Here is a 24,438-nt window from a genome sequence, read left to right as displayed (position 1 = left end):
TGGGCAGGCAGCATACGCCGGATCAGACACGGCTCAAATCACTCTGCATATCGCCCAACACCGTCGCCTGTTTATCGCCGAACAGATGCGGGTAGCACTTTTTCAGGTGTTCGAAGAAGAACTGTTCCGGCACATCGGCGAACTGGCCGTGATCGACCAGGTACTCCATCAACTGCGCGCCGTCACGGTTGAACGGGTGGAAAACACTGTCGTGGATGCCGTCGAATTCCAGCGGCGCGACGTTGAACAGTTCGCAGAGTTTCTGGTTGAAGGCCGGTGTAGCCTTGACCCAGCGCCCGTTCAGGAACAGTTCGGTGTAGCCGTGCATGGCGAACACGTCGCTGCGCAGCAACTCCAGCAGACGCGGGGTCGACAGATGATTTCTGACATCGGCCAGACCGATGCGCGCGGGAATCCCGCAATGCCGCGCGCACCCGGCCAGCAACGTGGCCTTGGGCACGCAATAACTCTCCCCCGTCGCCAGGGCATAGCTGCCGCACAGGGTTTGCGGGTCGAGACTGAAGGTGTAGGGGTTGTAGCGCACCGCCTCGCGCACGGCGTAGTAAAGACTGACCGCCTGCGCGAGCGGATCGCGGCTGGCTCCACGGTACTGTTCGGCGAACTCCACCACGGCGGGGTGGTCACTATCGATGAAGCGGCCGGGACTCAGATACTCGTGCATGACGACATTCTCCTGGGTGAGCCCCGAGTCTAGCGACAGCCCAAGCACAGAGATAACGACGTTTCGGCCAAACTTGGACGCAAAGGCGCGGGATGAGCGAACGATTTCCCACACGTGTTGCCCACCGAACCTACGAAAACCATCCGGGGTTTCCCACGATTTCAATCACCTTGCTCTGACCACCCGGTTTTACAGATGCCGTCTAAGCTCTGGAGGGTCGATTTGCCTTGGTTCACGGAGGACTGAATATGCTGTTGTTGTGGATACTGGTTTTGATCGTTGGCGTGGCGTATCTCGCCCACCGGCGCGTCGCCCCGCTGCCGGCGTTGGGCATCGTTGCCGTCTATCTGCTGGCAATGGGTATTTTCAGTCATGCACCGGGCTGGCTGCTGGTGGTGCTCTGGGTCCTGTTGGCGGTGGTCGCCGCACCGTTGCTGCTGCCTGACCTGCGCCGCCAACACTTCACCGCGCCGCTGTTCCACTGGTTTCAGAAAACCCTGCCGCCGATGTCGCAGACCGAGCGCGACGCGATCGATGCCGGCACCGTATGGTGGGATGGCGAACTGTTCAGCGGTCGTCCGGACTGGGAAAAACTGCTGGCCTATCCCAAGGCGCAACTGACCGAAGAGGAACAGGCGTTCATCGACGGTCCGACTGAAGAACTCTGCGCCATGGTCACCGACTGGCAGATCGGCCAGTCGATGGACCTGCCGCCTGAAGCCTGGGCGCACATCAAGGAGCACGGCTTCTTCGCCCTGATCATTCCCAAGGAATTCGGGGGCAAGGGGTTCTCGGCCTACGCTCACTCGCAAGTGGCGATGAAACTCGCCACCCGCAGCGGCGACCTCGCCTCCACCGTCATGGTGCCCAACTCCCTCGGCCCTGCCGAACTGTTGCTGCATTACGGCACCGACGAACAGCGCAATCACTACCTGCCACGGCTGGCCCGTGGCGACGACATCCCTTGCTTCGCTCTCACCGGCCCGCTCGCCGGTTCCGATGCCGGGGCAATGCCCGACACCGGGATCATCTGCAAAGGTCAGTGGGAAGGTCAGGAAGTCATCGGCCTGCGCCTGAACTGGGAAAAGCGCTATATCACCCTCGGCCCGGTCGCGACCCTGCTCGGCCTTGCGTTCAAGGCCTACGACCCGGAGCATCTGCTGGGCGACAAGGAAGACCTCGGCATCAGCCTCGCGTTGATTCCGACCGATACCGCCGGCGTGGAAATCGGCCGTCGTCATTTGCCGCTGGGCGCGGCATTCATGAATGGCCCGAACTCCGGTAAAGACGTGTTCATCCCGCTGGACTTCCTCATCGGTGGTCAGGAAATGCTCGGCAAGGGCTGGATGATGCTGATGAATTGCCTGTCGGTCGGCCGTTCGATCTCGCTGCCAGCCGTCGGTACGGGTGCGGCCAAGTTCACCAGTCTGGTAACCGGCCAATACGCGCAGATTCGCGAGCAATTCAACGTGCCACTGTCGGCGTTCGAAGGCATCCAGGAAGCCATGGCGCGCATCGGCGGCAACGCGTGGATGATGGACGCTGCGCGGATGCTCACCGCCAACGCGGTGGACCTCGGTGAGAAACCGTCGGTGCTGTCGGCGATCCTCAAGTACCACCTGACCGAACGCGGCCGCGAGTGCATCAGCCACGCCATGGATGTGCACGGTGGCAAGGCGATCATCATGGGCCCCAACAACTACCTCGGGCGCAGCTGGAACGGCGCGCCGATCTTCATCACCGTGGAAGGCGCGAACATCCTGTCACGCAACCTGATGATCTTCGGTCAGGGCGCGATTCGCTGCCATCCGTTCGTGCTCAAGGAAATGACTCTGGCCGGGCGCGAGGACAAGGATCAGGCGCTGAAAGAGTTCGATGGCCTGCTGCTCAAACACATCGGTTTCGCCGTGAGCAATGCCGCCAGCACACTGGTGCTGAACCTTGGCTTCGGTCACTTCGAACACGCACCGGGCGACAGAATCAGCCAGGGCTACTTCCGTGCCCTCAACCGCCAGGCTGCGGCGTTCGCCATGCTCGCCGACTTCAGCATGATGTTGCTGGGCGGTGAACTGAAGCGCCGCGAGCGCCTGTCGGCACGTTTGGGCGATGTCTTGAGCAACCTGTATCTGGCTTCCGCCGCGCTCAAGCGTTATCACGATCTGGATTCACCCGCGCACATGGAACCGCTGTTGCGCTGGGCGATGGAGGAAAGCCTCGGTCAATCGGAACGGGCGCTGGATGAACTGCTGAGCAACTTCCCGAACAAAGTCTTCGGCTGCCTGCTACGGGTCATCGTGTTCCCGTTCGGTCGTCGCCACAAAGGCCCGTCGGACAAACTGGGTGCCGAAGTCGCCGGGGTGATTGGTCGCGCGAAAGGCGATCCGGCGCTGGAAGAGCTGCTTGCCGGCTGCTATCGCCCGCAATCGGCAGACGATGCGGTCGGCGCATTGCAACACGCCAGCGATCTGTTGCACGCCGCGCAGCCTCTGCACAAAAAACTGCACACCTCGCTGAAAAGCGGTCAGGTCAAACCGGCCGCAGGCGAGCATGCCATTGATGCCGCACTTGAAGCGGGGGTGTTGCAACCGGCGGAAGCGCAGAGTCTGCGCGATGCCGAAGCGGCACGACGCAAGGTGATCGACGTCGATGATTTCGACAAAGAGGAGCTGAAACAGGCAGAGGGGAAAGTCCGCTGATCCCCTCAAACATATAAAAACGGGCGCGGGAGCTTTATACTCCCGCGCCCGTTTTGCTCTTGAGGACTTATCTCGTGTCCAACGTCGTTGCCGATCATCTTGTTTTGCTCGACCACCTGCGCAGTATCCTGGTCGCCGTAGGTGAGGCCGAACAGGTTCCCGAAGAAAGCCATGCCTTGTTCCTGGAGCGCTTCGACGAACTGCTGGCATCCTTGCCGATCGATCCGATCGAAAGCCAATACCTGGGCCAGGACATCCTGACTCAAGTGATTACCCGTTACCCGCAAATTGCCCACCTGATCCCGCGCGATCTGCTGTGGTTCTTCGCCGGCGACTGCCTGCACTACCTGTCCGATGAAGAGATCGACCTGTATCAGGCTCTGGAAGAGCGTCGCTACGAAGCCGAACAGAACGACGAACCGTTCGACTGGAATCAGGAAAAACAGCTGCTGGCGATGTCCGCTCAGGACAGCAAGCACTAAGTTTCCACAGATCAAAAGATCGCACCTTCGGCAGCGCCTGCATGGATTGCAGGCGCTGCCGAAGGTGCGATCTTTTGCTTTATAGAAGCCCCTCACTTTCCGGCAGTTCATACGCCATCGCCAGATTGTTCGGCGCCCCCGTCTTCGCTGGCTTGCTCAACGTCGGCTCCTTCTCCAGGCACTCAACCAGAAAATCGATAAACACTCGCAACTTGGGTGGCAGATAACGCGTCGGCGAATGTAACAGCCACAGTCCGCCATGGTAGGAAGCGAGGAAGGTCCAGTCCGGCAGCACCTGCACAATCAACTTCTGTTCGAGTGCATATCGGGCAGTGAAATACGGCAGGCTGCCAATGCCCAGGTGCTGCAACACCGCGCCCAGACGCACCCCCGTGTGGTTCGCGGCGTATCGTCCACGTACTCCCACCGTCACCGCCTTGCTGCCTTTCTTGAACTTCCAGCGCGCATCGCTCGGCGTTTCCCCCAGATAAATGCAGCTGTGCTTGAGCAAATCGTGAGGGTGCGTCGGCGTGCCGTGTTCAGCTAGGTATTGCGGTGTGGCGCACAGTAGATGGTCAATAGTCAGCAACTGCCGCCCGACCAATCCGGCCGGCGGCCGATCCGTGATACGAATCGCCAGATCGACATGGTCGTCGATCAAATCAACCTGTCGGTCTTCGAGCAGCAGTTCGACATCGACCTTGGGGTAACGCCGCAGGAATTCGGGCATGTGCGGGTGAATCACGAAGCGCCCCACCGCTTTCGGTACGCTGACCCGCACCAGGCCTTCCGCTTCATGGGTGAACTGGCCGCTGATTTCCATCACCGATCTGGCAGCACTGACCATCTCCTGACAACGCTTGAAGACCTCTTCTCCGCCGTCACTCAAACGCAATTTGCGGGTAGTGCGCTGCAACAGTCGCGTGGCCAGGGCCTTTTCCAGTCGCGAAATGCTGCGACTCACGGCTGACGGCGAGGAGCCAAGCTGACGGGCCGCTTCAGAGAAGCTTCCGGTCTCGACAACCTTGACGAAAATCGCCATTTCACCGAGCAGAGGTAGCGGGAGATTTATGCTCACAGCGCACAAGTCCTTTGATGTTTGAACGGATTATCACGTTATTGCACGATTCATATAATAAAAATAGAAATTTTAATAAGGGCATGGAATATGACGCTTCGCCTCTTTTTCCATAGTGATGAGCTCAAGGCCAATGTGGAAGTCCTCGACTGCACGCCCCACGAGAACGAATTTGCCGTGGTGCTGCGCGCCACGTTGTTTCATCCGCAAGGCGGCGGTCAGCCTTGCGACACTGGCTGGATAGATGAAAGCCGGGTTCTGCGCGTAGTGCAGGAACCCGACCGGATCGTGCATTACGTGGATCAGCCGGTGAAGCCTGGCATGACGCAGATTCGCGTCGATGAACAACAGCGTTGCTTCAATTCCCGCATGCATTCGGCCGGCCACCTGATTGGCCACTTTATCCAGGCAATGGGCTGGACGCCGATCAAGGCGCACCACTGGCCAGACGAAGGCCGGGTGCAATTCAAACCGGCAGAAGGTGCCCGGGAAGTCGATGCGCAAAGCGTCCAATACGGCATCAACCAATGGATAGAACACGACCTGCCACGCCTGACCTCGTTGCGCGAAGGAGTGCGTGAAATCGGTTTCGGTGAGCTGCCCGCCTACGGCTGTGGCGGCACCCATGTACGTAGCCTGAAGGATCTGGGCACAGTCACGATCGCGTCCCTTGCGCAGAAAAAGGGCACCTTGTCGGTCCACTACAGCGTGGATTAAGGATTTTGGGCGGTGCAGCACGCATCGCCCGACGCCGGGGAACCGCATTCGCAGGTTCCGTTGACTACCGATAGATGGACCTACAAAAAATGATGCTAGACGTCGAGCGTCTCGATGAGACGTGCATAAAAAAACTGGCCAACGAAGAAGTCCTCGCCATCCGCGTCAAAGGCTTTTTGCCCGAAGCATTGGCAATCCAGATTGGCGACAAAATCCTCGCTCCAGGCTTTGAAGGCTATATCAACGCACCGAGCATCGGCCGCATCGGCATGGCGTTCTATGAGGCAGAAAACCAGCCGCTGCTGATCGAAGACTATTTCGAGCGTGCAACCAGCAACATCGCTGAATTGCGTAACCGTTGCGCGCCCTACTCCTCTCCCGTCGACACGCTGCGCTGCATGCTCGATGAGTCATGGCCGGCCGGTGCGCATCTGGAAAACCTGTACGGGCGCAAAATGTATGTCGGGTTGTCACGCGTAGTGAAACCGGGAGTGTGCTTCCTCGCGCATCACGACATCTTTGCCAAAGACGCCCCGGACAGCTTTCAGGCTCGCAGCCTGGAAGCACAGTTTGCCTGCAATGTTTACCTGAACATGCCAACCGAAGGCGGCGCATTACAGATGTGGGATGACGACATTTCTGCTGACCGGTTCGACGAAATGCGTGGCGACAGTTATGGCATCGACCCTGCCCTGCTCGGCCCTCCGACCCTTGAAGTACGGCCGAATCCCGGAGATTTCATCATGTTCAATTCACGCTGCATGCACTCGGTAACCCCGGGTGTGGCAGATCCGCGCTTGAGCCTTTCGTTCTTTGTCGGCTACCGCGGCAATGCTTCACCCCTGACTTTCTGGAGCTGAGATGTTATCGAACTACCTGGGCGAATTTCTGGCATTGGCCACCATTCATTTTCTGGCCGTGGTCGCCCCCGGACCGGACTTCGCCGTCACTATCCGCCAGAGCGTGCGTTTCGGCCGAGTCGTGGGCATTTGCACGGCGCTGGGGATCGGCGCGGGCATCTCCGTGCACGTGCTGTATACATTGCTCGGCGTCGGCGCATTGATGCACACCACCCCTTGGCTGCTGACCGTGGCCAAGGTCATCGGTGGCGCCTACATCCTGTATCTGGGTGTCAGCCTGTTGCGCAGCAAACCCAAGTCGGCAATTGAAGGGGAAAAAGCTGTCGACGAGCCGGCAGTCGAGCAGACCCTGCTCAAGGCTTTCACCACCGGCTTCCTGACCAATGCCACCAACCCGAAAGCCACACTGTTTTTTCTGGCGATCTTCACCACGATCATCAGCGCCAGCACGCCGCTGAACATCCAGGCGCTGTACGGCCTGTGGATGTGCTTTGTGAACGCATTGTGGTTCGTCATCGTTGCGCTGTTTTTCTCCAGCGCCAAGGTGCGCCTGCTGTTCCTGCGCATGGGGCACTGGTTTGAGCGCACCATGGGTGTCGTGCTGATCCTGTTCGCCGGTCGCCTGATGATGTCCTGGTAACTCACCGACAAACAAAAGGCCCGCCGATGTTCATCGGCGGGCCTTTTTGTTTCAACTGATGGCAGTCACCCGGACCCGGCTGCTATGGATAAATCGCGCGCCCATCAAAAGCGTCGCCAGGCTCAGCGCCGTGATCAATCCCGTCCAGATCCCTTGCGGCCCCCACTCCAGTCCAAATGCCAAACCCGCGCCGAGTGGTACACCGACGCCCCAATAACAGAAAACCGCCAGCCACATTGGCACGCGCGTATCCTGCAGACCACGCAACGCACCCGCCGAAAGCATCTGCAAGCCATCGGGAAACTGCAAAGCGGCGGCAAACAACAACAGCGTCGAGGCCAATGCCGTGACGGCGATGTCGGAGCTATACAGGCTGGCAATCGCTTCATTGCCCAACAACAAGATGACGACCGATACGCTCTGCGTCAGCAACACAATCACGCAACCGGCCCAAGCGGCTTGCCGGACACGCTGGAGATCGCCGCGCCCTGACGCATGGCCCACGCGAACCGTTGTCGCCTCCGCCACAGCCACCGGGATCATGAAACACAGCTGCGCGAGGTTCACCGCAATCTGGTGCGCCGCGAGAAACGTCGAGCCCAATCGCCCGATCAGCAACGAAGTCACAATGAACAGGCTGCCTTGCATCAGAATCGCAATGCCGATCGGCATGCCGGTGCGCAACAAATTCATGATCCCAACGCGACTCGGCAGATCGAAACGTGCAAACAGCTGCAAATGCGCCAAACGCTTGCCAAACCAGAGATAGCCAGCAAACAGCAATGCCTGCAGCCACATCATCACGGCCGAAGCGATCCCCAGCCCCTGCGCGCCCAACTCGGGAAAGCCCAATTTGCCATTGGTCAACACGTAGCCCAGCGGCGCCAGCACCCATAGACCGCCGAAACTGAACATCATCGTCGGACGCATCCAGTGCATCCCTTCACACAGATAACGCATGCAGAAAAACAGCGTCAACGCCGGACTGCCCCAACGCACTGCATGCAGGAACGCCTGAGCGCCGGGAATCATCTGCTCGGCGATCCCGGCAGGCGCGAGCAACAGGGGCACAAGGCTCAGAAATGCAAACATCAACAGCCCCATGAACAGCGCCAGCCACAATGCCTGGCGAAAGATCGGCGCGATTTCATGGGTACGATCCGCCCCCTGTAAACGCGCGACCGACGCCGTCAACGCAATCAACGTACCGATCGGCACCAGCATCGGCAGCCACAACAATGCGGTGCCCAGCGTTACCGCCGCCAGCGTGTCGGTGCCGTGGTTGCCGGCGATCAGGTTGTCGACGAAGGCAATCAACCCGGCGCAGACATGGCCGACCATCAGAGGTAGCGCGAGAAGCGCGGTGGCACGGATCTCGGACAAACTGCCGCGCGACACTGATTTCAATGACATTGAAGGATCTCCGGAATCAACAGAAAAAGCTCGGTGAGCAAGGCCAGTCGTTATCCCAGAATTGCCTCGCGCTGACTGTCAGACGCGTCCTGATCTCACGGATCGGCTGTAGGAAAATTGTAAAAGGCAGGGCAAACACAAAAAACGCGCATACAAAAACGCCGCTCTATTGAGCGGCGTTTTTGTGAATATGGAGCGGGAAACGAGACTCGAACTCGCGACCCCGACCTTGGCAAGGTCGTGCTCTACCAACTGAGCTATTCCCGCAATGGCGTCCCCTAGGGGACTCGAACCCCTGTTACCGCCGTGAAAGGGCGGTGTCCTAGGCCACTAGACGAAGGGGACAGGCTACAACTTTCACTTAAATAAAAACGCCGCTCTTAGCCGAGCGGCGCTTTTGAATTTGGAGCGGGAAACGAGACTCGAACTCGCGACCCCGACCTTGGCAAGGTCGTGCTCTACCAACTGAGCTATTCCCGCAAATGGCGTCCCCTAGGGGACTCGAACCCCTGTTACCGCCGTGAAAGGGCGGTGTCCTAGGCCACTAGACGAAGGGGACACGCTACCCGGAACACATGGTGTGTGTTTCGGTGTCCAGATCCGCATCCTGAGATTTGGTTCTGGTTTCACTCAGCCCCGCCCGAAAGCAGTGCTGTTTAAAATTGGAGCGGGAAACGAGACTCGAACTCGCGACCCCGACCTTGGCAAGGTCGTGCTCTACCAACTGAGCTATTCCCGCATTGGCGTCCCCTAGGGGACTCGAACCCCTGTTACCGCCGTGAAAGGGCGGTGTCCTAGGCCACTAGACGAAGGGGACACGCTACAACATTCACTCCCTGCCGCGTTTCGCTGTGTGCTTTACGCTGCAAGTGGCGCGCATTCTATGGATGGATTGGAAGGTCGTCAACCCCCAGATATAAATTTATTTAAATCAATGACTTCGACGTCGTTTACGGGAGCAATCGGGGTTTTGCGTCGCCCGACGATTGACGCCTATATTCCGCCACTCGCCAAGGCGTTATAGTCCACCCCAGTGATGGCAATCTGCACATCAAGCGCCAGCATTCATATAAACCATGCGCGGCCGATACAGGTTGAACCTGCCGAATCAACACGTCGAGCGGTGCTAGGCACCTAAAAGGCCAACCACTACACTCGCATGCGAACCCTATAAAGAGGTCTTACCGGTGACACCACTCATGATCACCCTGCTTGTCATAGCCGGGATCGCAATTCTGATCGCCATTGGCTACATGAACCATGTGGTGGAAAACAACAAACTGGAGAAGGCCCGCACCAAAGTCGAACTCAATGACCGCCTGCGCCGCTGTGGCGAATTGACCGAGACCTTCCCCGGCCAATTCATGACCCCGGCACTGAAACTGCTGTTGACCCGTCTGGAACTGAACGTCTGCCAGCGCCTGCTGAACCTGGAAAAAACCAGCGCCACGACCAAGGCCCGCATCACCGAACTGAGCGCGCTGGTGGCCCAGGGCGAATCGATTCCGGTCAACAACCCGCCAGCACCGATCCTGACCGAAGCCAAGGCCAAGGACGTACGCTTCCTCCTCGAAGCCCTCCACGGCCAGATCACCCGCGCCGCCCACGATGGTTTCCTGCCGCCGAACGAAGCCAAACAGTGGGTCCGCGAAGTCCGCCACATTCTGGTACTGCTGCATATCGAGTTCTTCAACAACCTCGGCCAACAGTCCCTGCAACAAAACCAGCCCGGCCAGGCCCGCCTCGCCTTCGAACGCGGCGTGCAATACCTGCGCAAACAGCAGGATCCCCAGATGTACTCCGAACAACTGCAATACCTGGAAAAACTGCTGGCCCGCGCCAACGCCCAGGTCATGGATAAAATCGCCCCGGTTGAAGGCGAAGAAAACCAACTGACCGCCGGCCTCAAAGACGTCGAAGCCGATGCGGACTGGAAGAAGAAAGTGATTTACGACTGATTGCAGAAGTTGAAAGAGAAGCCACCGAGAGGTGGCTTTTTTGTGGGCTCGCGGCTGGGAACCCGATAGGGACTGGATGAATGTCGGGGCGCTTTCACGAGCAGACTCACTACCGCAGGGGGGCCGGGTGTATCTGGTCGGGCGGGAAGCCTCCATCGCAGGCAAGCCAGCCCACAGGGTTGATCATTCCCACACACAGCAAACTCGGTACACGCGTTAAACATTTCGAAGCTGAAACACACCTCCCTCTGCGCTACTGCTTATTTATCCCCCCGAGAAAACAGAGAAACACCCTACAGATAAAGAGGAGTGGTCTTCTGTTTCCACTCAAATCCGCTGCCCAGAATGGCTGTCGAACAGAACTGCCTGGAAGCCCATTCGATCTTTTCAGTTGAATTCACGAGATCGCATATTTGGCAACCTTCATTCATAACAAAATGGACACGTCACTATGGACAACCTAGCTGCACAGTCGCAACTCACTGCCATCGGTCCGGGCAATAAAGTTTATCTGCAAGGGCATTTTGATTTTCAGAACAGCATCACCAGCCGCTACGCAAAAATCGTCAGCATTGATACCGCCACCGTAATCATCCAAAACCCGACTCTTCGAGCCAACCAGACAGAAGTCATCCGCCATCAAGCCATCACCCACATCAGCCTTGTCCCCCCGTACAAAACATTCGAAAGCGACACAAGCCCCATTCTCGGATAAACCAAAACCGAAACAGGTAAGCGCAGGCAATGCCAAGTCCACAACCTTTGGCAGCGCCTGCAGAGAATGCCTTCGTCAGGAAAATACCGGGCTGACAGACGGGCTCGCGCAATGACCGAACCTGCCACAAGGCCGAGTGGCAGCTCGCCTGCGTTTGACTTTGATCTGCAAGGTCCCAACGACAGGCTGAGTGGTGGAATTCATCCGGGGACGTCTGGCGAAACCAGACACATCGAAGAGGAGGTGCAACGAAGCACACCGGAGGCGATGCCCCCGGATGAATCCCGCAGCGGCCCAGAGGCCGCCAAGTCAAAGCCGAAAGTGCCCAACCATCCCCTTAAGCTCACTCCCCAACTGAGCCAGCTCAACACTCGAAGCCGCATTCCCCTGCATCGCCAGCGAAGACTGATCCGCACTTGCCCGAATACTCGTGACACTGCGGTTGATCTCTTCAGCCACCGAACTCTGCTCCTCGGCCGCCGCCGCAATCTGCTGATTCATCTGCTGAATCAACGACACTGCCGCCGCAATGCTGCCCAGCGCACTCTCGGTCTGCAGCGCATCGCTGACCGCCAGCTTCACCAGTTCACCGCTGCTCTGAATCTGTTGCACCGAGGAGTGCGCCGCCGCACGCAACGCACTGACCAGGCGCTCGATTTCCTCGGTCGATTGCTGCGTACGCCGGGCCAACGCGCGAACCTCATCGGCCACCACTGCAAAGCCCCTGCCCTGCTCCCCGGCCCGGGCCGCCTCAATGGCCGCGTTCAACGCCAGCAGATTGGTCTGCTCGGCGACGCTTTTGATCACCTCGAGCACCGTACCGATGTTCTGGATCTGCGCACTCAGGCTGTCGATGCTGGAACTGGCCGACGTCGCCGAATCCGCCAACTGCTCGATCCGCGCCATGCTCTGGCGCACCACTTGCTGACCGCTCTCAACCTTGTCATCCGCTGTCTGCGCCGCCAGCGCCGCTTCTTCGGCATTGCGCGCGACATCATGCACCGTCGCTGTCATCTGGTTCATGGCGGTGGCGACCTGCTCGGTTTCTTCCTTCTGGCTGCTGACCTCAAGGTTGGTCTGCTCAGTCACCGCCGACAGCGATTGCGCCGAACTCGCCAGTTGCTCGATCCCCGCCTGCAGACCGCTGACAATCGTGCTCAGCCCGGCGCCCATCTGCTGCATGGCCAGCATCAACTGGCCAATTTCGTCGCGACGGTTGACCTGCACCGTCGCACTCAGATCACCGGCCGCGATCTGCTGCGCAACCTGAATCACACTGCGCAGCGGCGCAACGATCAACCGGGTAATCACCCACGCGGCAATCAACCCGACCAGCAACGCCAGCGCCGATGAGCCGATGATCAACAGCGAGTTTTTCTTCAGTTCGGCCTGCATCGCCGCGTCTTCGGCGACCGACGCTTGATCCACCCGCTCCACCACTTGTGCGGCACGTTGATGCAATTGCTCGTAGACCGTTTTTTCCTGGGTCAGCAGCCCAGTGTATTCGGCCAGTTTGTCGTTGAAGCCGGCAATGTGCCCGGAGACTTCGTTGAGCACCGTCAGATAGCCTTCGTCCTTGACCGTCAACTTCAGCGCCTCGGCCTGCGTCTGCGCCTGCGCCGCTTGCTCGATATTGCCCTTGCCGGCACTGTCGGCATCGCCCTTGCGACTTTGATCCAGACGCACCCGCGCCTCGTTCATCGCTTGCAGCATCAGCATCGACACCTGACTGACCTGCCCGGCCTGCTCGATAAACTGCGCGCCGTCCTTGCCCTCGGTGTCTTTCAAGGTATACGCGCCATCATCGGCCAGCCCGGCCTGCAACACATCGAGGTTGTTGGCCACGCTGGAGACCGACCAACTGGCCATTTCCAGGGCAAGGTCCTTCGCCTGGGTCAACGAAACGAATTCATCGAACGCCTTGCGATAAGCCCCCAGCGACTGCTCGACATCCGTCATCACTGTCACGTAGGCCGGCGATTGCGCCTTGAGTTCGTTGGCCTGAGCGACCAGCTCGTCCACCCCCTTGCGCAAGGCATCGGCGGTTTTCGGATTGCCGCGCAAGGCGTATTCCTGCTCGAGCAGACGCACCTTGAGCAGGCCGCTGTTGAGCGAGGACATCTGTTTGAGCCCTTCGAAGCGCTGGCTGATGGTTTGCAGGGACCAGACACCGATAGCTGCAACCAAAGCGGTCAGCAGCAAAACCAGCACAAACCCGACACCCAGTTTTTTCGCCATACCGAGGTTGGCAAAACGTCCTTGCACGGCCGAAATCATTGCGCGTAGCCCTCTGCCTTAGTCTGTTGACGAAGATTCGCAATGGCCAATCACCGGCACAAGTCTCTGGCGTCGGAATAATGGCAAAAAGCTAGGTCTGCGTCGTTTTCAGAACACTGGAGGTCGATCCACACCGGTATTGCGGAAAAACTGCCGGGCGCGTGGATCGCAGGCGAAGGCGATGTTGATCCGATGCCAGTCGCTGGTCTCACCACTGGGACTGAACGCCTCCGGGGCGGCCAGCAACACACCGCTGCGTTGCGCCTGCGTTCGTACGCGGACTGGATCGGCCAGCGGCGCACGCGCCCAGATAAACAACCCGCCCGTCGGCTTGCCGAAAACCTGCCAATTGGCGTCCTCCAGCGCCTGCAGTGCTGCGGCGCGGTCGGCATTCAAGCGCTGACGCTGGCGCTGCACCAGTTTGCGATACGCGCCAGACGCCATCAGGCTGGCCAGCACCGCCTCGGAGAACCCGCTGCCACCCAGGCCACTGATCATCTTGACCTGGGCCAGGCGCACCAGCAGTTCGCGGTCGGCCAGGACAAATCCGACCCGCAGCGAACTGCTCAGAGTCTTGGAAAAGCTGCCCACGTAAATCACCCGCCCCTCATCGTCCAGCGCGGCCAGGCGTGTACCGTTGCCAGTATGCAGATCGGCGTAGACATCGTCTTCGATCAAACGCACATCGTAGGTTTTGCTCAATTGCACAAGACGCTGGGCGATGGCCAGTGTCAGGCAACTGCCGGTGGGGTTGTGGTGGTGGCTGTTGACGAACAAGGCGCGGGGCCGATACTGGCGCAGCAACGCCTCGAGCGCCTCGACATCCGGCCCGCTCGGCGTGCGACGCACTTCGAGCATGCGCAGCCCATGCAAGCGCAGGAGGTCGAACAACCCTGGATAGCCGGGTGTCTCGACCACCACGCAGTCACCGGCCTTGAACAATGTGCGCACGATCAGATCCAGTGCATGACTGGCGCCGTTGGTGCTCATCAGCTGGGTGCTGCGCGCCTCGATATCGAACAGTTTGAGACGTCTGGCGATCTGCTCGCGCAGCGCCGGAAGGCCCAGTGGCGAGCTGTAGTCGAACAGGCTGGCCATATCGGTGCGCGCCACTTCACGCAGTGCGTAGCTGAGGTCGTCCGGCTCACGCCAGCTTTGCGGCAAACCACCGCTTCCAAGCTTCAGGCCACGGGGGCCGCCACACACCGCACCACACCGGGCCTGCTGGCTCTCCAGCAAGCCAGATTCATCCTCGACACTCAACAGCGATGGCGTTGCAGCGACGATAAACCCCGCGCCCTGACGCGCACTCAGAACCCCCTGCGAGACCAACCGCTCGCACGCCTCGACGACACACGACTGGCTCAGCAGATTGTCGCGGGCGATTTGCCGCACGGAGGGAAGTCGGGTCGTCGGTGGTACGTCATTTTGCAGGATCCATCCCGTCAATCCATCCACAATCTGCTGCACCACCGGCACCATTGCCTGTCGGTCAATTCTCAATTCCATGAGCAAGCAAACTCCTGTCCGTTTTGCTGCCCGCAGTAAATCACAGCCGCGGCGCACAGGCTGTGCGACAACGCCGCCAAAAGCCCCCGTTCTAACCCTTTGATACACATTGTTTAGCGGTTTAATGGAACCGATCCGCGCCCATAAAAAAACCCGCACGCAGGCGGGTTGTTTTCTGGCAGGACGGTTTCAGAACGCGGTCACGCCGCCGTCCACCGCCAGGGAATGCCCGGTGGTGAACGCCGCACCGTCGCTGCACAGATAAAGCACGGCACTGGCGATTTCTTCGACCTTGCCGATACGGCCGACCGGATGCATGGCGTTGGCGAATTCGCCTTTCTTCGGATCCGCCTCATAGGCGCGGCGGAACATGTCGGTGTCGATCACCGCCGGGCACACTGCGTTGACGCGGATTTTCTTTTTCGCGTATTCGATGGCCGCCGACTTGGTCAGGCCGATCACTGCGTGTTTCGAGGCTGCGTAGATGCTCATTTTCGGCGCCGCACCGAGGCCGGCCACGGACGCCGTGTTGACGATCGCGCCGCCGCCCTGAGCCAGCAACAGCGGCAACTGATACTTCATGCACAACCAGACGCCTTTGACGTTGACGCCCATGATCGCGTCGAACTCGTCCATCGAGCCCTCGGCCAGCTTGCCCTTCTCGATTTCGATACCGGCATTGTTGAAGGCGTAGTCAAGACGACCGTAGGTATTGATCACCTCGTCCATCAGACTTTTCACTTCGCTTTCAACGGTTACGTTGCAACGCACGAAGGTCGCTTCGCCACCGGCTGTACGAATCAGCGCTACGGTGCCTTCGCCCCCCGCCGTGTCCAGATCGGCCACCACTACTTTCAGACCTTCGGCGGCGAACGCCTGGGCGGTCGCGCGGCCGATGCCGTTGGCAGCGCCAGTGACCACGGCAACCTGACCGGAAAACGTCATGCTCATTGTTATGTCCTCGAAGGGATTGGATGCAGAGGGTGTGCAGACTTGCAGCATAGCCACCGGGGGCTGTCGGGCGTCAGCACTATCAAACGGCTGTTTAGGTGCCCATGCGTCACAGTGATAAACCTGTGCGGGTGACTATCACTGCACTGGATCGACCAGCATTCGCCCCGGCAGCCAACCTTGCGACATCGTCGATGAAGGTCTATCAACAAGGCTTCATTCCGTTTGAGTGCCTGCCATGACTTCCCAGACCAATCGCCAGTTCCTGCTCGCCAAACGCCCGGTGGGTGCCGCAACCCGCGAGACTTTCACCTATCAGGAAGTGCCGGTCGGCGAACCGGTGCAAGGCCAGATTCTGGTCAAGAACCAATACCTGTCCCTCGACCCGGCCATGCGCGGCTGGATGAACGAGGGCAAATCGTACATTCCACCGGTGGGCATCGGTGAAGTCATGCGTGCCTTGGGTGTCGGCCAGGTGATCGCCTCGAACAATCCGGGTTTTGCGGTCGGGGACTACGTCAACGGTGCCATTGGTGTGCAGGATTATTTCCTTGGCGAGCCCAGAGGTTTCTATAAAGTCGATCCGAAACTGGCGCCGCTGCCGGTGTATCTGTCCGCGCTGGGCATGACCGGCATGACCGCCTACTTCGCCCTGCTCGACGTGGGCGCACCGAAGGCGGGCGACACCGTGGTTCTCTCGGGTGCCGCGGGTGCGGTGGGCAGCATTGCCGGACAAATTGCCAAGATCAAAGGCTGCCGCGTGGTCGGCATTGCCGGTGGCGCCGACAAGTGCAAATTCCTTGTCGATGAACTGGGCTTCGACGGCGCCATCGACTACAAGAACGAAGACGTGATCGCCGGGCTTAAACGCGAATGCCCGAAAGGCGTAGACGTGTATTTCGATAACGTCGGCGGTGACATCCTCGACGCGGTGCTGAGCCGTTTGAACCTGAAGGCACGGGTGGTGATCTGTGGCGCCATCAGCCAGTACAACAATAAAGAAGCGGTCAAGGGCCCGGCCAACTACCTGTCGCTGCTGGTCAACCGTGCGCGGATGGAAGGCTTTGTGGTGATGGACTACGCGGCGCAATACGCCAGTGCTGCACAGGAAATGGCCGGCTGGATGGCCAAGGGGCAACTCAAGAGCAAGGAAGACATCGTCGAAGGTCTGCAGACCTTTCCGGAAACGCTGATGAAATTGTTCAGCGGGGAGAACTTCGGCAAGTTGGTGCTGAAAGTCTGAGGCCACCACCCGACAATTGCGGGGGTGAGCCTGCTCGCGATAGCGGTGTATCAAGCAACGGCAATGTTGACTGATACACCGTGATCGCGAGCAGGCTCACGCCTACGGGTTTTGCGGTGTTTGCTTAAGCGATTTCGGCCACGACCGAAGCCAGTGCCTTGGCCGGATCCGCCGCCTGGCTGATCGGACGGCCGATCACCAGATAATCGGAACCTGCATCCAGCGCCTGACGCGGGGTCAGAATGCGACGCTGATCGTCCTGCGAACTGCCCGCCGGGCGAATCCCCGGGGTCACCAGTTGCAGCGACGGGTGCGCGGTTTTCAGTGCCGTGGCTTCCAGCGCCGAGCACACCAGACCGTCCATTCCGGCCTTCTCGGCCAGCGCCGCCAGACGCAGCACCTGCTCCTGTGGCTCGATGTCCAGACCGATACCGGCCAGATCCTCGCGCTCCATGCTGGTCAACACGGTCACGCCAATCAGCAATGGCTGCGGGCCGCTGCGTTTGTCCAGCTCTTCACGGCAGGCCGCCATCATGCGCAGGCCACCGGAGCAATGCACGTTGACCATCCACACACCCATCTCGGCAGCGGCTTTCACGGCCATTGCGGTGGTGTTGGGAATGTCGTGGAATTTCAGGTCGAGGAACACCTCGAAGCCTTTGTCACGCAGGGTGCCGACAATTTCCGCGGCGCAACTGGTGAACAGTTCCTTGCCCACTTTGACCCGGCACAGTTTCGGGTCCAACTGGTCGGCCAGCTTCAGTGCGGCGTCACGGGTGGGGAAATCCAGGGCGACGATGATAGGAGTCTGGCAGGCGGACATGGATGGGCTCTCAGGCAAGTCGAAATCGGCGCGCATTGTAGCGGAACCGGCGGCGGCGCGGCACCCGATGATCGGTAAATCGTCGCGCCGGCCGTGATCAGCATAGCGCTCGCTGCTATTGTGTCGATCCCGATACACAACCGACACGCCGCCAACAAGCGCCCACGCTAGCCTCGCCAGCCGCAACACGTCCTTACATCAGCACTTCCCGCCTCACGGCAGGACGCCTATGCTGAAACCACCACCTCGCAGCCCATCTTTGTGGTTGGCGGCCTACTGGCAGATGAACAGCCCCATGCACAACACCCAAAGCACCATGACGGATGAGCATAAAGACGACAAGCGCTGGAGCATCCGCGCCCTGATCGTCGACGACGACGTGCCGATCCGTGAGTTGATGATCGACTATCTGGCCCGTTTCAACATTCACGCCAGCGGCGTCACCGACGGCGCAGCCATGCGTCAGGCGATGCTGGCCGAGCATTTCGACGTGGTGGTGCTCGATCTGATGCTGCCTGGCGAAGACGGCTTGTCGCTATGCCGCTGGCTGCGCGCCGAATCGGACATCCCGATTCTGATGCTCACCGCCCGTTGCGAACCCACCGACCGCATCATCGGCCTGGAACTGGGCGCCGACGACTACATGGCCAAACCGTTCGAACCACGGGAGCTGGTGGCACGGATCCAGACCATCCTGCGCCGGGTGCGCGACGACCGTACCGAGCAGCGAGCCAACATTCGCTTCGACAACTGGCGCCTGAACAGCGTCTTGCGCCAGTTGATCGCCGACGACGGCCTCGTGGTGCCACTGTCCAACGCCGAATTCCGTCTGCTCTGGGTGTTTATCGAACGCCCGCGCCGGGTACTGAGCCGCGAACAATTGCTCGATGCCGCCCGTGGTCGTTCGATCGAAGCGTTCGACCGCAGCATTGATCTGCTGGTGTCGCGCCTGCGGCAGAAACTCGGCGACGATCCCAAAGCACCGCAGTTGATCAAAACCGTGCGCGGTGAGGGTTACCTGTTCGACGCCAGGGACATCGGCTGATGCGAGCGCGCTTCGACACGTTGTTCGGCCGCCTGTTTGGCGTGCTGTTCGTGGCGATTGTCCTGGCGCACCTGCTGGCCTTTGCCTGGTTTCACCATTACGGTCCACCGCCCCCACCACCGCCCCCGGAGTTTGCGCAAAATGCCGAGGGGCAGCCGCTGCCAAGGGACCTTCGTTACCCGCCACACCCACCGCGCCCATGGTTCGGCGGCCCGGTGGTGCCCCTGACGTTTCAGTTCATCACCCTGATGATTGCCGCGTGGTACGGCGCCAAGTTGCTCAGTCGACCGATCCAGCGCCTGAGCGACGCCGCCGAGCGCCTCAGCGAAGACCTCGACAGCCCGCCGCTGGACGAGTCCGGCCCACGGGAGGCGCGGCAAGCGGCACACACCTTCAACCTGATGCAGCAACGCATTCGCGAACAGGTCCAGCAACGCGCGCGGATGCTCGGCGCCGTCTCCCACGACCTGCGCACACCGCTGTCACGCCTGAAACTGCGCCTGGAAAACATCAGCGACGACAAGCTGCAAAGCCAGATGCGTCAGGATCTGAACGACATGATCGACATGCTCGACGCCACCCTCACCTACCTGCACGAACAGCGCACCAGCGAGGCGCTGCAATTGATGGACGTGCAGGCCCTGGTCGAATCGCTCTGCGAAAACGCTCAGGACCAGGGCGCGGACGTGCAGGTCAGCGGCCACTGCGCACCGTTGCCCGTGCAGCCGATGGCCTTGCGTTCGTGCATCAACAACCTGATGGACAATGCCTTGCGCTATGCCGGACAGGCACGCATCGAATTGCAGGATCAGCGCGAGCAACTGCTGATTCGCGTGATCGACCACGGCCCGGGGATTGCCGAAGACAAACGTGAGGCGGTGTTCGAACCGTTTTATCGCCTGGAAGGCTCGCGCAACCGCAACTCCGGCGGTGTAGGTCTGGGCATGACCATCGCGCGCGAGGCGGCGCAGCGGCTGGGCGGGCAGCTGAATCTGGAAGAAACACCCGGCGGCGGCCTGACCGCCATCATCCGCCTGCCGCGCACCTGAGAACACCACCGATCGTTGTAGGTTTGCGTGCGCTGCCAATCTGTGTAACCACCGGTACAAAGTCCAAACACCCAGGACACGTTGCCCCTTGAGTCTGCATAAGCCGGTACACCACCGGTTTTCCATCCCAGGGAGTGAGTCCGATGATCGGTAGCGTCAGCAACTACACGAGCTATACCAGTACCAGCAGCACCTCCACGCAAAACGCCCGCAGCCAGCAACTGCAAAAGCAACTGTTCGCCACACTCGACAGCAACGGCGACGGCGCGGTGAATCAGGACGAACTGAATAGCGCCCTGTCGGAGAAATCCGACGATGGCCTGCTGGTCAACCTGAGCAAACAGTTCGGTGATCTGGACAGCGACGGCAGCGGCAGCCTCAGCGCCGAAGAAATGACCGCGATGACGCCGCCGCCACCGCCCCGCGACCAGGCCCCGAACACCGACCTGGCCGACGCCCTGATCAGCGCCCTCGACACCGACAGCGACGGCGCCATCAGCAGCGACGAACTGAGCAGCGGCCTGACCAGCGCCGGCAGTAGCGCCGACAGCAACCAGATCTTCTCGGCCCTGGACAAGAACAAGGACGGTACTGTCAGCCAGGACGAACTCACCGCCAGCCTGACCCCGCCGCCTCCACCGCCAGAAGCGAACAGTGACGAACTGTTCAGCCAGCTCGACACCGATGGCGACGGCAGCGTGACCGCTACCGAACTGAGCAGCGCGCTGCAGACCCGCGACAGCACCTCGACCACCAGCACCGACAACAGCGCCGCGCTGCTCAAGGTGCTGGACAGCGACAGCAGTGGCGGTGTCAACAGTGATGAGCTGAAAGCCGCTTTACAGGCAGGTGGTGAACGGCCGGATGAAGAGCAGACGGCTTCTGTGCAGACGACTGCCGAAGCGCTGAACCGTATGATTGCCAACCTGAGCAAGCAGTATTCACTGACCAGTACGGCACCGGTGGGCAAATATCTCAACGTTGCCACGTAATGGCTGTGTGAGCTGCCGAAGGCTGCGATCTTTTGGTTTTTTTTGGGAGCTGGAGTGCGCAGTATTCGGCAGTTATTGGGTTGGAATTCGGTTGGGGTTTGGGGGTTTTTGAGCATATCCGTTGCTGCGGGTGTTGCTGATTACGGTTCCGCCCTTACGGCGGGTCACTTTTTCCAGACGCCGAAAAAGTAACCAAAAAGGCTTCCCCTGACGTACGGCACTTCGCTGGGGCTCAGTGTTCCCTCGCTACGGTGTCCACCAGGGGGCATCGCCTCCGGTTTGCTTCGCTGCACCTCCTCTCGATGAATGCGGCTTCGCCGCACGGCGCTGCGCGCCTACCCCCCTGATGAACACCTCCGCTCGGCCTGCCGATGGGGTGGCAGATCAAAAGCAACATCAAAAGCCAGAGCCAAAGCCAGAGCCAAAGCCAGAGCCAGAGCCAGAGCCAGAGCCAGAGCCAGAGCCAGAGCCAAAGCAAGATCAAAAGATTGCAGCTTTCGGGAGCTTGCATCGGATTGGGGGCATTCGGTTAGGGATTGGTCGGTTGTCAGGCCGCCATCGCGAGCAGGCTCACTCCTACAGGTGCATCGCGGGCAGTCTGCAAGAGGTTGGTTGGCTGGTAGGCCGCCATCGCTGGCAAGCCAGCTCCCACAGTGGGTTGGGGGCATTCAGTTAGGGATTGGTTGGTTGGCTGGCCGCCGTCGCGAGCAGGCTCACTCCTACAGGTGGATCGGGTACATCAGTAAAAGATTGGTTGGCTGGTTGGCCGCCATCGCTGGCAAGCCAGCTCCCACAATGGGTTGGAGGCATTCGGTTAGGGATTGGTTGGTTGGCTGGCTGCCATCGCGAGCAGGCTCACTCCTACAGGTGGATCGTGGGCAGTCTTGCAAGCGCTTGGTCGGCTGTCAGGCCGCCATCGGCTGGCAAGCCAGCTCCCACAGAAAAGCAAAGGCAGCACACAGCCCTTGCTTCTCACCACTCAACACGATGAGCGTTAGCTCGAGTACCGCTTTTGATCTCAGCGCCCGTCGGCAGGCTGAGTGGAGGGATTTAGCCGGGGGTGGGAGCGTAGCGACCGTTTGGCGCAGCCAAACACATCGAGAGGAGGTGCAGCGAAGCAAACCGGAGGCGATGCCCCCGGATGGATCCCGGAGCGAAGGGACCCGAGCCTAGGCGAGGGCCGAACGTCAGGGTAAAGCCTTTTTGGTTACTTTTTCGGCGTCTGGAAAAAGTGACCCGCCGTAAGGGCGGAACCCTAAGCCGCCATTACCGCAGCAACGGATATGCCCCCCCCCAAAAAAGCCCAAAAAAATCAACGCCGATCCTCAGCCCGAACCTGACTCTTACTCCAATCCGTCAACAAACTATAAGCCACCGCCAACAGCGTAGGCCCAATAAACAACCCGATAAACCCAAACGCAATCAACCCGCCAAACACCCCTAGCAACACAATCACCAACGGCAGATTACCGCCACGGCTGATCAGATACGGCTTGAGCACGTTATCCACGCCACTGATGATGAACGTCCCCCAGATCCCGAGAAACACCGCCATCCCATACTCACCCTTCCACGCCAGCCAAGCCGTGGCCGGTACCCAGACCAGCGGCGGCCCCATCGGAATCAGACTCAGCAGAAACGTCACGATCCCCAACACCAACGCCCCGGGAACTCCGGCAATCAAAAACCCGATCAGCGCCAGCACGGCCTGTGCCGCCGCCGTCCCGATTACCCCGTTGACCACCCGCTGCACCGTACCGGCCACCAGTTCGATGTAATAACCCGCACGTTCGCCGATCAAGCGCTGCAGCAACCCATGAACAAACGCCGCCAGTCGCGGCCCGTCACGGTAGAAAAAGAACACAAAGACAATGCTCAGGGCCAGTTCGAGAATCCCGCCACCGATCTGCGCACTGCGCGCCAGCAGCCAGTTGCCGACCTGCCCCAGATAGGGTTTGACCGACACCATCAGGGCCGCGCCCTGCTGATCGATGCTGTTCCAGATGCCCACCAGCCGTTCGCCCACAAATGGCAACGTGCCGAGCCAGGCCGGCGCTTCGGGCAAGCCGTCCACCTGTACATCCTTGATGAACGCCGTGGCATCGCGCACATGATCGGCCAGATTGAACCCCAGCCACACCAGCGGCACCGCCACCAGCAACATCCAGCCCAGGGTCAGGATCGCCGCCGCCAGGGATTCGCGACCATTGAGCCAGCGGGTCAGCAGGCGCATCAGTGGCCAGCTGGCAAACGCCAGTACTGCGCCCCAGAACAGCGCCGACCAGAACGGCGCCATCACCCACAGACTGGCGCCAAACAACACCAGCAGCAGGATCTGCACCAGCAGTCGATCGTTATTGAGCATGTAAGGTCTCGAAAAAAAGTCAGTCAGGCCAAGAGTAGGCGAACACGCGGTACGTGCTCGCCCGCCAGAGCTTATCGCAACAGCTCGATGCGCAGGCCAGCGCCGTCGACGCTGCCGGTTTCCATCCGGGCGGCACGCACACCCTGATTGATCAGGGCCTGGCGCCAGGCCTCGGCTTTGGGCCCGGAAACCGTCACCCGCTGGGTGGTATCGAGGTTCAGGCCACGCGAAATCAGGCGTAACCAGGTGTCATCGGGCTCATTCACCAATTGGGGAAAATGCAGTTCGCCGGTGCTCTTGAGCTGGCGCAGCAAGGTCGCCGAGGTTGGCAGCAGCTCGCCCAGCGGCGCCATCGCCTCGAACTGCTCGACGTGCAGATAGGCTTTGCGATTGCCGCGGGTGATGCTGTAAAGCGCCACCAGTGTGTTGTCTCGTGGTGCCGCCAGCCTCAACAGCAGATACGCCTGCTGCTCGTCGGCACCGTACAGCTTGGCGTTGCCGAATACCTCGTTGGCCCACAGGCTGCTTTCGCCGCAATCACGGGCCTGGCACCAGAACAACAACCCGGCGCCCTGTTTTTGCAGGGCTTCACGCGCGGCGGTGAACGCCTCGGTAGCGGAATGTTCCGGGGGTAATTCGTAGGTCACCGAGGTGGTCTGGCCACGGGCAGTGACCTGCCCGTCGAAGCGCAACTGCCCGCTGATCTTGCGAATCGAGCCCAACGGGTAGATCCGCTCCAGCTCGACCGGAGGCCGATAATCGACGATTTGCGCATCGGCCAGACGCGGCACGATCTGCAGATCCTGACTGCCCGGCACATCGGCGGCGAATGACAAGGAACTGCAACAGCACAGCACCAACAGACCGAGTGAGCGCATAGTCCGGCTCATCGGATAGACATGTCGTGGCGGATCGGGGTCGCAGCGGTATAGCAATCCATCGT

Annotated in this window: 20 protein-coding genes, 6 tRNA genes and 1 pseudogene; 11 read left to right on the top strand and 16 right to left on the bottom strand. The window is 60.0% G+C overall.

What is annotated here, in order from left to right; translation table 11 throughout:
• Positions 1–22: 22 nt before the first annotated feature.
• Positions 23–682 (bottom strand): transglutaminase-like domain-containing protein, encoded by a 660-nt coding sequence (locus PseuLF5_RS15255; RefSeq protein ID WP_128616055.1) that lies wholly within the window; start codon positions 680–682, stop codon positions 23–25.
• Positions 683–930: 248 nt separating this feature from the next.
• Here PseuLF5_RS15255 and PseuLF5_RS15250 point away from each other — a divergent pair, with 248 nt between their 5' ends.
• Together PseuLF5_RS15250 and PseuLF5_RS15245 are read left to right on the top strand one after the other, a co-directional pair.
• Positions 931–3,378, top strand: a complete 2,448-nt coding sequence (locus PseuLF5_RS15250) for an acyl-CoA dehydrogenase (protein ID WP_340133914.1) — start codon at positions 931–933, stop codon at positions 3,376–3,378.
• Between the two features lie 74 nt (positions 3,379–3,452).
• On the top strand, positions 3,453–3,860 hold the full coding sequence (locus PseuLF5_RS15245; protein ID WP_007967565.1) for a PA2817 family protein: 408 nt from the start codon (positions 3,453–3,455) through the stop codon (positions 3,858–3,860).
• Positions 3,861–3,939: 79 nt separating this feature from the next.
• Here the strand turns inward: PseuLF5_RS15245 and PseuLF5_RS15240 are convergent, their stop codons facing one another.
• A complete protein-coding gene (locus tag PseuLF5_RS15240; protein ID WP_128616053.1) occupies positions 3,940–4,938 on the bottom strand; it encodes a LysR family transcriptional regulator in 999 nt (332 codons plus the stop codon).
• 90 nt (positions 4,939–5,028) lie between these two features.
• Here PseuLF5_RS15240 and PseuLF5_RS15235 point away from each other — a divergent pair, with 90 nt between their 5' ends.
• The 3 genes from PseuLF5_RS15235 to PseuLF5_RS15225 all read left to right on the top strand — a co-directional run bounded on the left by PseuLF5_RS15235 (position 5,029) and on the right by PseuLF5_RS15225 (position 7,155).
• Positions 5,029–5,655: an alanyl-tRNA editing protein gene (locus PseuLF5_RS15235; RefSeq protein ID WP_123466844.1), complete on the top strand. Its 627-nt coding sequence runs from the start codon at positions 5,029–5,031 to the stop codon at positions 5,653–5,655.
• An 89-nt stretch (positions 5,656–5,744) separates the two neighbouring features.
• Positions 5,745–6,515: a 2OG-Fe(II) oxygenase gene (locus PseuLF5_RS15230; protein ID WP_123466846.1), complete on the top strand. Its 771-nt coding sequence runs from the start codon at positions 5,745–5,747 to the stop codon at positions 6,513–6,515.
• 1 nt (position 6,516) lies between these two features.
• On the top strand, positions 6,517–7,155 hold the full coding sequence (locus PseuLF5_RS15225) for a LysE family translocator (protein WP_340133913.1): 639 nt from the start codon (positions 6,517–6,519) through the stop codon (positions 7,153–7,155).
• Positions 7,156–7,206: 51 nt separating this feature from the next.
• Here PseuLF5_RS15225 and PseuLF5_RS15220 read toward each other — a convergent pair whose 3' ends face one another.
• From PseuLF5_RS15220 to PseuLF5_RS15190, 7 genes are all read right to left on the bottom strand, one after another.
• Positions 7,207–8,568 (bottom strand): MATE family efflux transporter, encoded by a 1,362-nt coding sequence (locus PseuLF5_RS15220; RefSeq protein WP_340133912.1) that lies wholly within the window; start codon positions 8,566–8,568, stop codon positions 7,207–7,209.
• 191 nt (positions 8,569–8,759) lie between these two features.
• Positions 8,760–8,835 (bottom strand) — tRNA-Gly (locus tag PseuLF5_RS15215).
• Between the two features lie 2 nt (positions 8,836–8,837).
• Positions 8,838–8,913, bottom strand: a tRNA-Glu gene (locus tag PseuLF5_RS15210).
• A gap of 59 nt (positions 8,914–8,972) precedes the next feature.
• Positions 8,973–9,048, bottom strand: a tRNA-Gly gene (locus tag PseuLF5_RS15205).
• Positions 9,049–9,051: 3 nt separating this feature from the next.
• A tRNA-Glu gene (locus tag PseuLF5_RS15200) sits at positions 9,052–9,127 on the bottom strand.
• Positions 9,128–9,231: 104 nt separating this feature from the next.
• A tRNA-Gly gene (locus PseuLF5_RS15195) sits at positions 9,232–9,307 on the bottom strand.
• 2 nt (positions 9,308–9,309) lie between these two features.
• Positions 9,310–9,385 (bottom strand) — tRNA-Glu (locus PseuLF5_RS15190).
• Between the two features lie 382 nt (positions 9,386–9,767).
• Here PseuLF5_RS15190 and PseuLF5_RS15185 point away from each other — a divergent pair.
• Entirely contained in the window at positions 9,768–10,526 is a 759-nt protein-coding gene (locus tag PseuLF5_RS15185) for a hypothetical protein (RefSeq protein ID WP_177490681.1), read from the top strand.
• 451 nt (positions 10,527–10,977) lie between these two features.
• Positions 10,978–11,241, top strand: coding sequence for a hypothetical protein (locus PseuLF5_RS15180; RefSeq protein ID WP_123466855.1), 264 nt, complete (start codon positions 10,978–10,980; stop codon positions 11,239–11,241).
• A 309-nt stretch (positions 11,242–11,550) separates the two neighbouring features.
• Here PseuLF5_RS15180 and PseuLF5_RS28195 read toward each other — a convergent pair whose 3' ends face one another.
• From PseuLF5_RS28195 to PseuLF5_RS15165, 4 genes and pseudogenes are all read right to left on the bottom strand, one after another.
• Complete coding sequence (locus PseuLF5_RS28195) at positions 11,551–12,414, bottom strand: methyl-accepting chemotaxis protein (RefSeq protein ID WP_445262418.1); 864 nt, start codon at positions 12,412–12,414, stop codon at positions 11,551–11,553.
• A pseudogene (locus tag PseuLF5_RS28190) lies at positions 12,412–12,636 on the bottom strand (HAMP domain-containing protein); the annotation flags it as partial. The gene PseuLF5_RS28195 and the pseudogene PseuLF5_RS28190, both read right to left, overlap by 3 nt.
• Before the next feature lie 990 nt (positions 12,637–13,626).
• Positions 13,627–15,027, bottom strand: a complete 1,401-nt coding sequence (locus PseuLF5_RS15170; protein WP_186744963.1) for an aminotransferase-like domain-containing protein — start codon at positions 15,025–15,027, stop codon at positions 13,627–13,629.
• Between the two features lie 189 nt (positions 15,028–15,216).
• A complete protein-coding gene (locus PseuLF5_RS15165) occupies positions 15,217–15,978 on the bottom strand; it encodes an SDR family oxidoreductase (protein WP_123466861.1) in 762 nt (253 codons plus the stop codon).
• A gap of 238 nt (positions 15,979–16,216) precedes the next feature.
• Between PseuLF5_RS15165 and PseuLF5_RS15160 the strand changes: the two genes are divergently transcribed.
• The gene (locus PseuLF5_RS15160; RefSeq protein ID WP_336347329.1) at positions 16,217–17,221 is read left to right on the top strand and encodes an NADP-dependent oxidoreductase; all 1,005 of its coding nucleotides are present in this window, start codon (positions 16,217–16,219) and stop codon (positions 17,219–17,221) included.
• Positions 17,222–17,345: 124 nt separating this feature from the next.
• Here PseuLF5_RS15160 and pyrF read toward each other — a convergent pair whose 3' ends face one another.
• Entirely contained in the window at positions 17,346–18,044 is a 699-nt protein-coding gene (pyrF, locus tag PseuLF5_RS15155; RefSeq protein WP_177490680.1) for an orotidine-5'-phosphate decarboxylase, read from the bottom strand.
• A gap of 295 nt (positions 18,045–18,339) precedes the next feature.
• On the opposite strand from pyrF, the gene PseuLF5_RS15150 reads away from it, so the two are divergent.
• The 3 genes from PseuLF5_RS15150 (at position 18,340) to xopAW (ending at position 21,130) form a co-directional block, all read left to right on the top strand.
• Positions 18,340–19,089 carry a response regulator gene (locus PseuLF5_RS15150; protein WP_123466867.1) on the top strand — a complete coding sequence of 250 codons (750 nt, stop codon included), beginning with the start codon at positions 18,340–18,342 and terminating at the stop codon, positions 19,087–19,089.
• The gene (locus tag PseuLF5_RS15145) at positions 19,089–20,138 is read left to right on the top strand and encodes a sensor histidine kinase (RefSeq protein WP_123466869.1); all 1,050 of its coding nucleotides are present in this window, start codon (positions 19,089–19,091) and stop codon (positions 20,136–20,138) included. Before PseuLF5_RS15150 ends, PseuLF5_RS15145 begins: the two co-directional genes overlap by 1 nt.
• Before the next feature lie 143 nt (positions 20,139–20,281).
• The gene (xopAW, locus tag PseuLF5_RS15140; RefSeq protein ID WP_340133909.1) at positions 20,282–21,130 is read left to right on the top strand and encodes a XopAW family type III secretion system calcium-binding effector; all 849 of its coding nucleotides are present in this window, start codon (positions 20,282–20,284) and stop codon (positions 21,128–21,130) included.
• A gap of 1,312 nt (positions 21,131–22,442) precedes the next feature.
• Here xopAW and PseuLF5_RS15135 read toward each other — a convergent pair.
• A complete protein-coding gene (locus PseuLF5_RS15135; RefSeq protein WP_340133907.1) occupies positions 22,443–23,495 on the bottom strand; it encodes an AI-2E family transporter in 1,053 nt (350 codons plus the stop codon).
• Positions 23,496–23,566: 71 nt separating this feature from the next.
• The gene (locus PseuLF5_RS15130; protein ID WP_340133905.1) at positions 23,567–24,373 is read right to left on the bottom strand and encodes a DUF4892 domain-containing protein; all 807 of its coding nucleotides are present in this window, start codon (positions 24,371–24,373) and stop codon (positions 23,567–23,569) included.
• Between the last annotated feature and the right edge of the window lie 65 nt (positions 24,374–24,438).

The organism is Pseudomonas sp. LF-5, from assembly GCF_037626295.1.
GTDB classification, from domain to species: Bacteria; Pseudomonadota; Gammaproteobacteria; order Pseudomonadales; family Pseudomonadaceae; genus Aquipseudomonas; species Aquipseudomonas monsensis.
The sequence above is the reverse complement of the archived record's forward strand: the minus strand, read 5'-3'. Positions and strand labels throughout refer to the sequence as shown.